The sequence below is a fragment of the Bradyrhizobium sp. BRP20 genome, assembly GCF_020194215.1.
In the GTDB taxonomy this organism is placed as follows: Bacteria; Pseudomonadota; Alphaproteobacteria; order Rhizobiales; family Xanthobacteraceae; genus Bradyrhizobium; species Bradyrhizobium yuanmingense.
In genome coordinates this window covers 1-5775 of record NZ_JADYVY010000050.1, presented here as the reverse complement: position 1 = coordinate 5775, position 5775 = coordinate 1, and the positions used below count along the sequence as shown (strand labels likewise).

At 60.1% G+C, this 5775-nt stretch carries 5 protein-coding genes and 1 pseudogene; 1 reads left to right on the top strand and 5 read right to left on the bottom strand.

Going from position 1 to position 5775, the window contains the following annotated elements:
• Nucleotides 1-345: 345 nt before the first annotated feature.
• Nucleotides 346-510 carry a hypothetical protein gene (locus I6F33_RS37535; protein WP_157785314.1) on the top strand — a complete coding sequence of 55 codons (165 nt, stop codon included), beginning with the start codon at nt 346-348 and terminating at the stop codon, nt 508-510.
• 436 nt (nt 511-946) lie between these two features.
• Here the strand turns inward: I6F33_RS37535 and I6F33_RS37530 are convergent, their stop codons facing one another.
• The 5 genes and pseudogenes from I6F33_RS37530 to I6F33_RS37515 form a co-directional block, all read right to left on the bottom strand.
• A complete protein-coding gene (locus tag I6F33_RS37530) occupies nt 947-1162 on the bottom strand; it encodes a hypothetical protein (RefSeq protein ID WP_036046582.1) in 216 nt (71 codons plus the stop codon).
• A gap of 106 nt (nt 1163-1268) precedes the next feature.
• The gene (locus I6F33_RS38760) at nt 1269-1637 is read right to left on the bottom strand and encodes a PilZ domain-containing protein (RefSeq protein WP_369418512.1); all 369 of its coding nucleotides are present in this window, start codon (nt 1635-1637) and stop codon (nt 1269-1271) included.
• A gap of 335 nt (nt 1638-1972) precedes the next feature.
• On the bottom strand, nt 1973-2449 hold the full coding sequence (locus I6F33_RS37525) for a hypothetical protein (protein WP_225140640.1): 477 nt from the start codon (nt 2447-2449) through the stop codon (nt 1973-1975).
• Between the two features lie 382 nt (nt 2450-2831).
• A pseudogene (locus tag I6F33_RS37520) lies at nt 2832-4105 on the bottom strand (IS256 family transposase).
• Nucleotides 4106-4450: 345 nt separating this feature from the next.
• Nucleotides 4451-4681 carry a hypothetical protein gene (locus tag I6F33_RS37515; RefSeq protein WP_036036210.1) on the bottom strand — a complete coding sequence of 77 codons (231 nt, stop codon included), beginning with the start codon at nt 4679-4681 and terminating at the stop codon, nt 4451-4453.
• Between the last annotated feature and the right edge of the window lie 1094 nt (nt 4682-5775).

The following is a 5775-nucleotide window of genomic DNA, read 5'->3' as shown; positions in this document are numbered from 1 at the left end:
CAACACGTCCCTGTATTTTCTCGGTCCACGACCGAGCGCCCTTAAGTTATCGCGCAGCAAAACCGTCGGGGCGGACCAGACGCTAACACCGACGCGCGCCGAGTCCGTCCCGAAGACCATCGCACTGCGATTGGTGATGATGCGGCAAAGAGAGCAAGTCGCGTGCCGAAGTGAATTCGCGGGCTCTGCAGGCACTTCGTCGCGGCGTCCGGCGTCAAGTTGCTGACAATGGTCTCAATGCCGACAGCCAGCGCAGCCGGTGCAGTACGTTCGGCTACCGGGACCAAGCGCTCAAGATCGAGCTGGCCGGATTAGACGAGACCTGCGCCGACAAGGGCACGGCCGATGATCGTGATCGATGCGCCGCACTTCCACGCTGCTGTAGTCCTAGGACCGACAAGCCGCGTGATCCGAACACACCCCATCCTCAGCTACATGCTCGGCTGGGATCGGCAGCGCGTGGTCTCTGATGCCGAGCGCAAGGGATGGCGCGCGACGTGGGTCGATTGACCCGCGCGAGGCCGCCGAGGGCCATCGATTGCAAAGGTACTTTGGGAAAGCCGAGGCGGCCCGGGATCGCGGGACTGCGCACCTTCCCTTTCGGCCTTTGACTGCGCTGCGAACCAGCTAGAAATCGGCCAGAAGACGCGAGGAAAATTGGCGCGGAAATGGACGCACAAAGCCGCAGTCGAGCTGTGGCTCATCGGGCGAATGCGGCCTTAATTAGCGCAATTTGCGCCAGCAGTCGCCAAGGCGTGTTTCAGAAAGACCCATAAGACGACTTGAGTGTCTTTTGTCCGTGTTGTGTAGCACCAGTGTTCGTTCCCCTAGCGGAAGACGTGCGTACGCGCGCCCCGGGCCGGGAGGTATTTTAGCAAGCCCGACTCTCACGTGCATGTGCCAATCTGGCGCCTTCATCGTATGCCTACGGCGGCGAAGCACTAGGTCATTCTTCAAGCTCATCAAGCAAGATGCGCTTGTCGTGGAGCTCCCTGAGGTACTCGGCAATCGAACGCTGCGTCTCCTGCCATTCGATGCGTTCTTCCGCGGTCCAAAGGAAACACTCAAGTTTGAAGCGAGCTTTCTCAGCCTCTGCGAATTCATTGTAAAGCGTGATATCTCGCTCCACTTCTTCGAGCTGTTCACGAATGGTCCTTGGCATAGTCGGCCTCTGGGGCTTTGCCTCCAGCCAGTGGGCGTATTCATCTCATTTGCGCGATTTAGCAACTACTCATTTTCTCGGTGCGGGAAGCTGACGCAAGGCGCTACTACCGCAAAACAGGCTTCGTATTTGGCTTCACGAGGGCTGAATAACGGTCCGTGTTTTGGAACGCCACCCCGATAAAGTCTCCCTGTCGCCACGTGAGGCGACAAGGAGAGGTGGTGCGAAACCCATCGAAAGAAAGCGAAAACTCCGTCGGCAGAAGCGTGAGTCCGTTAAGCTGAATGCCAGCGCCTCTACTGGATAGATCACGCACCAGGCATGGCTCGGAGGTGATGTGTCCCGGAATTGAGAGAAGAACCTCTCGCCACACCGACTGCCTTTCGAGGGACCGCCGGGACCAATTCTTCCCTTCACGTTGACGGACCTTTTCTTGCAAATCCTTTAGCTCTCGGTACTGGCGCTCCAGGCTCATATCCCTCATTCTCCGTTATTCTTGTTGGCGCTTCCCACATTATTCCGAAACCCAATAACCATCGCGATAAATTCTGTAGAGCGATCCTCAGGTTGAGGGAATTCCGGACGACTACCGTTTGTGGCCGATCGCGATTTCGCGGTTGGACCCGTAGCTTTCCGGGCCTTGAATGGCACTGCTGGCCTCAACGGTGGAGATGGCGGCAATGTTGCAAAATACCACGGTAGGCCTGTGGCCGCTCGCCGCAGAAAGGACTGTCAGTGGCTGGGGTGGAGGTGTTGTGTAAAGACGATTGTGTAAGGCAAATTGTCCTCCCGGTGTGTTCCTTCAGTATGTCAAAAGGCAGGATTGAGCGGATGGTATTGCCACAGCAAGGCCGTTAAATCTTCATAATACCCCACCATCTTGGTAGGTGCGTCGCAGTTCGCCTTCGGCGATAATGCCTCATCGCGACCGTCACTCGTAAGGGGCGGAAGCATGTGAATCTGCCCACCAAGATCGCCCCCTCGAATTAACGCCAAGAGATCACCATCCAAGCCGCTAGAATAGCTTTCGCGATAGCCATGACGGCAGTGGTAGCTGCGGGGGCGTTCTTTGCTATCCGCCTTTTGATTCGATTCTACGGATAGGGTCCCGCCGCTGCACCTCCAGCCGAACCGACCACAAATGGAGGCCGTGTCGTGATGGCGAATGAACAGGATGTTATCATTGGACGTATTGCCGAGATCGAGATCGACAAGTCGGCTGCCATCATAGTTGAGCAGATAGATGGTGAAATCTCCATTGCCATCGCGAGCGTCGTCGGCGTTCACCTCCAGGTGACGGCGGGGCAGGCACGTGAGTTATCTCGATCCTTAGCTGTGGCCGCGGAGAATGCTGAAAAATTCCGCGCGTCAGCCAAGACGTAGTGGCGCCCGCTCCACTATCACCGCGGGATTTCGGTCAGGTTGCGCCATACAGGTCGGCCCGTTGCCCTAGTGAAGCGCGGCAATCTCCTCCAGGTTCTCATCGTTGTCGGTTAAGATGATGACGCCCTCAATCCAATCCTCAATAATGCTGGTTACTGCCGTGGGCACTGGCCAAAGGGGCCGATGGTGATTTCGGGCCCTCGTTCCAATGAGCGTCGCGGTGTACCAGCCGGGGATGTCCCGATCGCTGTTGAACTAGGTCGGATCGACGTTGCCGGAATGAATGTTACGCGGCCCTCGTGACGTGGGCAACGGGGTTGATCGTCATGCGATTGTGGCGAGCTTGAAGAGCCGCACGCAGAACCGACAATTGCTTATGCGCCTTCAATCGTCGGAAGCCCTTGTTGGCCTCGATCATGCCGGCCGCGACCCGTCGCAAGGCCATACCGGCATCCCGCCAGCGTTTGACGTTGCGCGTGACGCGGCGAATGGTGCCCATCATGTTCTCGGCGATGTTGGTACAGGCGAGCGATCGACGAAGCTCCTTCGGCAACTTCAACCGGACGACGGTCAGGATTTCGTCGAGGCCTTCGAGGATGCTGGCCGCTACGCCGGGCCATTGCTGGTCGAGTCGACGCGCGGGATTGCGGATCAATTTTTCGGCCTTGTCGGTATCATCGAGCTCCCAGGCCTGGCGCAGCGCCCGACGGGTGGCCGCATGATGCTGTTTCGGCAGGCGTTCCATGATGTTGCGCGCCTTGTGGATCTGGCAGCGCTGGATCGCAGCGGCCGAACCGAAGGTGCGGAGGATCGCCTTCGACAACGCCTTCGCGCCGTCGGCGATGAACAGTCTTGGCACCGTCGGGTCGAGCCCGCGCGAGACCAGGTTGCCCAGCAGGGCCTGAACCGTTGCGGCATTCTCGGTCGCCCCTTCCACCAGCGCCAGCGGATGCTTGTTGCCTTCGCCGTCAACCCCGATCGCGGCGACCAGCACGAGATCGTCGCCGAGATGCAGCCCGTCGATTTGGACCACCAGAAGGTCGAGCGCGGACAGATCGGCAGCCATGAAGTCGGCCAGCCGCGCCGCCGACAGCGCTACGAACCTCCGCGAGGCCGCCGACTTCGAACCCCCGATCCGGGCGGTGCCGGCACGTCACCCTCGGGCAGCCGGACAGCGCGGCCGAACCGGCGCGTCGACACATTGATCAGCATCAGGTTCATCGCCCAGCGACCGAGCCAGTCCTCCTGCGCCGCCGTTTCCCAGCTCGGGATCGTGACCTCGCGGCCGTCCACGCCCCGGACCCGCGGGCGCTCGACCTCGATCTTGCCGCCGTGGAAACCGATCCGTCCGCGCGTTCGGCCCCAACGGTGCGCCCGCCGCGCCGCATCGCGACCGTGGCGCGGCCCGCAGGCCGCCGTCACGTCCGCCTCCATCATCGTGCCGAGCGCCTCGATCCCCGCCGCAAGGCAGAACCGATCAAAGCTCGCCCGCACTTCCGCAAACGCTTCGTCCACAGCCCCAGTCGCCGGCGAACCAGCCGGTGTGATATCTCTCGTCATGGCGTTGCTCTCCTTTGTGGAATCAGCACCCCGAGCCTACCGGCTCAAGGTGAGCAACGCCGACCTCTTCAGAAATTCAACAGAACCCGGGACATCCCCGTACCAGCCGGTTCTCGGGTGGGATGCCTGTGAGACTTTCGCCAGCGCGCCGCGCCCGTGCTGCCTACGATCCCGGACTGATCGCCAAGTCACCGCCCTATCCTGGTAGTTGCGCTAGGGCATTCGTCGGGATGATGTATCCCCGTCAGCTTCTTTCGTCGCTGAGGCTGGCTGCGTAGAAGTCACTAGCGAGTGGCAGGGACAGCACTTTATTGGTCCACTTCCAAGCGTCGAGTCAAGTTGCCGCTAACGTTCCCGCTGTTTAGGTCGCGCGGCTGCCACCGTGAGTCCGGTGTGATCCTTGAGGCTATCGACTACCGTGACCGCCGCTTCGAGTTCATCTCGAAGACGCTTCGTAATCCGCAGAATGCTGCTCGCGAGCTCCTCGCGGCTGATTTCTGCACCGTGAGCAACTTTTTCTTCGAGGTCGCGTATCGCTTCGTCGATCTTGTGCAGCGAGAATGTGCTAGGCATCATCCGGCTCCGTCCTGATTGAGGGTCGGGCATCCGCCGAACCACGGTGTAAAAATGCGTCCGCTACACGGTTAAGTAAAGCGGGTGGCGTTGCGGGAAAATCTGTCCCCATCTCGCGTCTGAGCGCCTCGAATTCGGATAAGGTCGAAATCGGGCAATCCGCCACCGCGTCCATTTTTGAGCGGATAACTTCAACCCGGGATCGCCAATCGGCCAGCTGTTCTTTAGTTCGCTGTGGGCCGTACGTGTCTTCTGCCGGTGTATGGCTTGGCCTACGGACGTAGTCCGTGAATGCTTGGATTGCCACTTCGGTCCTTGGCAAGGCGTTACTCCTATGAGCGGAGCCAGCTCGAACAGTTACAGACCGAGCATTTTATACAGGCACGCGGGATGCGGCAACCCCCTCGTGCTGGTAGGTGCTCTCCAACTGTTCTCAGAATACAAATTGGTAGCATCTTGAGAATTTCAGCCTCTCGGGAGCAAAGGTGGTCAGCCTCAGTCTTCGAGGACGGGCTGGCCACCATCGCTTGCGACGCCACCTTGCAGGTCCAAACGGAATGCACACGTTGGAGCGACACGCCACCTCCCTACGCTCGCAGGCGCTTGCGGTGCTTGCAGCCAATCAGGCCCGGGCGGCCGATCAATCTTTGAGCCTGGCAGATCGACAAGTCGCGACGTTTAATGCTGAGGAGGCCCAGGCGCTGCTCAGCATCCTCGATTGCGTGAAGCTCGAACCCGGGCCTGAGGAGGCACGGAAGATCGCAGCGCGCATACGCGCGCTTCTAGAGGACCCACGGAGGAGCCAACCGATTCGAGTGGCGTGCTTGTAGGGTTGCGGATTCCGATCGATGTCGCCCAGGATTCCGAGATGATGTCACCCACCATTCCGGGATGATGTCGCCCGGGTCTCGCAAGGGCGAACCCGGGGTGACGAGACCTCTTCTGGCTCCCATAGGGTCAACCTTTCGGTTTTGCGAAGGGGGACCCTGGATGCCGACGGAGAGGCTTGCGATGCGCCGTGTGCGCGATGTGATCAGGATGAAGGCGGCTGGGCTGCCGAGCCGCGAGATTGCGCGGCGGGTGGGCGCGGCGCCCTC

What these genes read in the sequence shown, in the direction of transcription:
- I6F33_RS37530 (WP_036046582.1), bottom strand. Translation starts at nt 1,162, where the DNA reads ATGCCAAGGACCATTCGTGAACAGCTCGAAGAAGTGGAGCGAGATATC.
- I6F33_RS38760 (WP_369418512.1), bottom strand. Translation starts at nt 1,637, where the DNA reads ATGAGCCTGGAGCGCCAGTACCGAGAGCTAAAGGATTTGCAAGAAAAG.
- I6F33_RS37515 (WP_036036210.1), bottom strand. Translation starts at nt 4,681, where the DNA reads ATGATGCCTAGCACATTCTCGCTGCACAAGATCGACGAAGCGATACGC.
- I6F33_RS37535 (WP_157785314.1), top strand. Translation starts at nt 346, where the DNA reads ATGATCGTGATCGATGCGCCGCACTTCCACGCTGCTGTAGTCCTAGGA.